3 protein-coding genes are annotated in these 2,560 nt (G+C 41.8%); all 3 read left to right on the forward strand.

From position 1 onward, the window contains the following. Positions 1-224 precede the first annotated feature (224 nt). The 3 genes from L3V37_RS23875 to L3V37_RS23885 all read left to right on the forward strand — a co-directional run bounded on the left by L3V37_RS23875 (position 225) and on the right by L3V37_RS23885 (position 1,764). The gene (locus tag L3V37_RS23875; RefSeq protein ID WP_237307336.1) at positions 225-650 is read left to right on the forward strand and encodes a hypothetical protein; all 426 of its coding nucleotides are present in this window, start codon (positions 225-227) and stop codon (positions 648-650) included. Between the two features lie 679 nt (positions 651-1,329). After that, a complete protein-coding gene (locus tag L3V37_RS23880) occupies positions 1,330-1,548 on the forward strand; it encodes a hypothetical protein (RefSeq protein WP_237307338.1) in 219 nt (72 codons plus the stop codon). Between the two features lie 9 nt (positions 1,549-1,557). After that, positions 1,558-1,764, forward strand: coding sequence for a KTSC domain-containing protein (locus L3V37_RS23885; protein ID WP_077681051.1), 207 nt, complete (start codon positions 1,558-1,560; stop codon positions 1,762-1,764). The last annotated feature ends 796 nt before the right edge of the window (positions 1,765-2,560 follow it).

Consider the following 2,560-nt stretch of genomic DNA (forward strand, 5'->3'; position numbering starts at 1 on the left):
ATAAGCTAACAAAGCGTTAAAGACGGATTCGCAACGCGTGGCATTTTTCGTTTGCTTTAGCTTTAGTGTGTACGGCACAATATTTCAGGTCGGTGGTCTGAGTTGCTCACCACTTAACGCGGCGTTATGTTCTCATCACTAAAAAGTAGATATGGGTCGAGTTTGGGGCTTTTACATGAAATTGCCGTCTAAGACTCTTTCATACTGTTCGAGTGGAGGAGCATATGAAAGAGTTAAAATTAACCAACGCAGTGATCATGTTCATTTTAGGAATGGTTATCGCGGGTTTAGTGTCAAAAGGTAGGTTTTTAGGGACGGCGTTCAAATATCCATCAGACTTTATGTTCATTGTGTTTGGCGTTTTACTAGCATACCTGATTTCTGTCAATTCAATTAAGTACTTGCAGAAAGGCTATTGGAAAGAGTCAGCATTGATGTACCCAATTTATTATTATGGTTCATTTGGGCTTTTTGCAGATGGTCATTTGGCTGGTTGGACACATAGTGACAGTATGGGTGAAAAGCTAATGATGTCTCAAATATACATTTTTACATCACTATTTTCGGTATTTGTTCCACTGATTATCGCGGTAATATCGGCTGCTCACATTATCCTATTGAGATCAGAGGTGAAAAAACACCGAACATAACAAAGCATTTAAGACGGATTCGCAACGCTCGGCATTTTCGGTTTGCTTCGACTTAAGTGTTTACGGCACAATGCGGTAAGTGCAGTTGTCTGCGCTGCTCACCACTTAATGCGGCGTTATGCGACTGGGCAAATTATTCTCTTACTCTCTTTCTTGTCCTCTCCACCCTTTCGTTTTTGGTTGTCGGCAAATTGGCATTGTCGGCTCAAATTCTTGAATTACTCGGACCGTAAAGTATGCCAAGGTTCGTGTGTTGCCTCATTTAAATTTGGAGTCGGCTAGCGGTAGGTTGGTCGTGCGCAAAGTGTGGTGAGGGCAAGTTCTTAGAGGCTGTCGTTTTTGCTGTCCGTCCGCTTCATTGAGTTTCAGGTAGCCAAAGCTGCATCGTGCGCTTCAATTCACTGTTCGTCACTTGAGGAAACCTGGTGAATCTATAGTGACTTGGGTTGTTCGGTGAATCAAAAAAAGTGTTTGGTTTGTTTGTGGTTTTTGGTGTCTGAGGTAATCTTTATCTGCCCAACTTGGCTTGGTCGGTGAATTCGCATAACAAGCAATTTAAGCAGATTCACAACGCTCGGCATTATTGGTTTGTATTGGCTTGGGTGTTTACGGTGCAATAATTTAGGCAGTTGGTGGCGTTGTTCACTACTTAATTGGGCGTTAAATGTCGGGAGGCGGTATGTACACTGGATATTGGATCGATGATGGTTTTATTTGGGGACCATCTGAGTCAGGTAGGTTTTGGATTGATGATGGATGGGTTTGGGGGCCATATAATTCAGGAAAGTGGTGGATAGAAGATAATTGGATTTGGGGTCCAACCGATGGTGGCAAGTTCTGGATAGATGGTGGTCACATTTATGGTCCTTCGAAAATACTACCGTGGTTAAAGAAATAGGAGTTTCTAATGACAGAATGGGTAAATGTTAGTTCAACAGCAATTCGCCGAATTGGATATGAAGCTGAGTCTATGCGAATGTATATTGACTTTGAAGATAGTGACCCTGTCTATACATTTTGTAGAGTTCCTGAGAGTGTTTTTAGAGAGTTTATTAGCGCAAGGTCAGTTGGTCGCTATTATCACCAATATATAAAAGATCGATACGACTGCTGAAAACATTTAACAAACTGTTTAAGAGTGATTCGCAACGCGTGGCATTTTCACTATGCGTTGCGTTTAGTGTTTAAGGTGGTATGCGGAAGCTTCGGCATTGCGTTGCTCACACCTTAACAGGGCGTTAGTACTGGATTAGCATCAAAGGTAATAGTTTTCGGAGTTTATCGGTTTCTCTGCTTTGCTTTACACCTGAAAAACTGTGCCTTTCACGTTCTCTCCGGTGGCACTATATGTGGAGTGTTCGTTGTTATTTTGCCGTTTACGGTTTCTAACTTTTTGGCTATTTCTTTGGCGCGGTTTCTTTGATGTTGTTGGTTTCAGCATCAAAAATGTAGTTTCATTGTCGCTTCGGTTGAGTTCCGTGATCGTATCCTTTGCTAATTTGAAACCGGTAAAAAAGGGTAGTTAGGCATGTTTTTCTCTTAGCCAATTTACGTCTTGAAGCTAGTTTTCAATTTGACAGCTGTCCGTTTGGTTTCAGTGTTTTAAGCCATAAATTTCGTGCTATATTTCAATATCTTGGTGTGTGCCAAAGGCTTTATGTGCAGCGTACTAACAAACAATTCAAGAGGGATTCGTAACGCGTGGCATTTTCACTATGCGTTAATTTTAGTGATTAAGGTGGTTTGCGGTAGCATCGGTGTTGCGTTACTCACCCCTTAATTGGGCGTTAGTTTGCAAGAGGAAAAACGCAGCTATATCGCAGGATCTAGTGGTAAAAGCTCAAAGTCGAAATTGTCGTATCGGCGTTCAATTTCAGTGTTAACGAGCGTGGTGAAAATCCAAAATTGGC

This window comes from Vibrio sp. D54, assembly GCF_021728075.1.
In the GTDB taxonomy this organism is placed as follows: Bacteria; Pseudomonadota; Gammaproteobacteria; order Enterobacterales; family Vibrionaceae; genus Vibrio; species Vibrio alginolyticus.

Excerpts from the sequence above, each read along its gene's own strand:
- L3V37_RS23875 (WP_237307336.1), top strand. The coding sequence starts at position 225 with ATGAAAGAGTTAAAATTAACCAACGCAGTGATCATGTTCATTTTAGGA.
- L3V37_RS23880 (WP_237307338.1), top strand. The coding sequence starts at position 1,330 with ATGTACACTGGATATTGGATCGATGATGGTTTTATTTGGGGACCATCT.
- L3V37_RS23885 (WP_077681051.1), top strand. The coding sequence starts at position 1,558 with ATGACAGAATGGGTAAATGTTAGTTCAACAGCAATTCGCCGAATTGGA.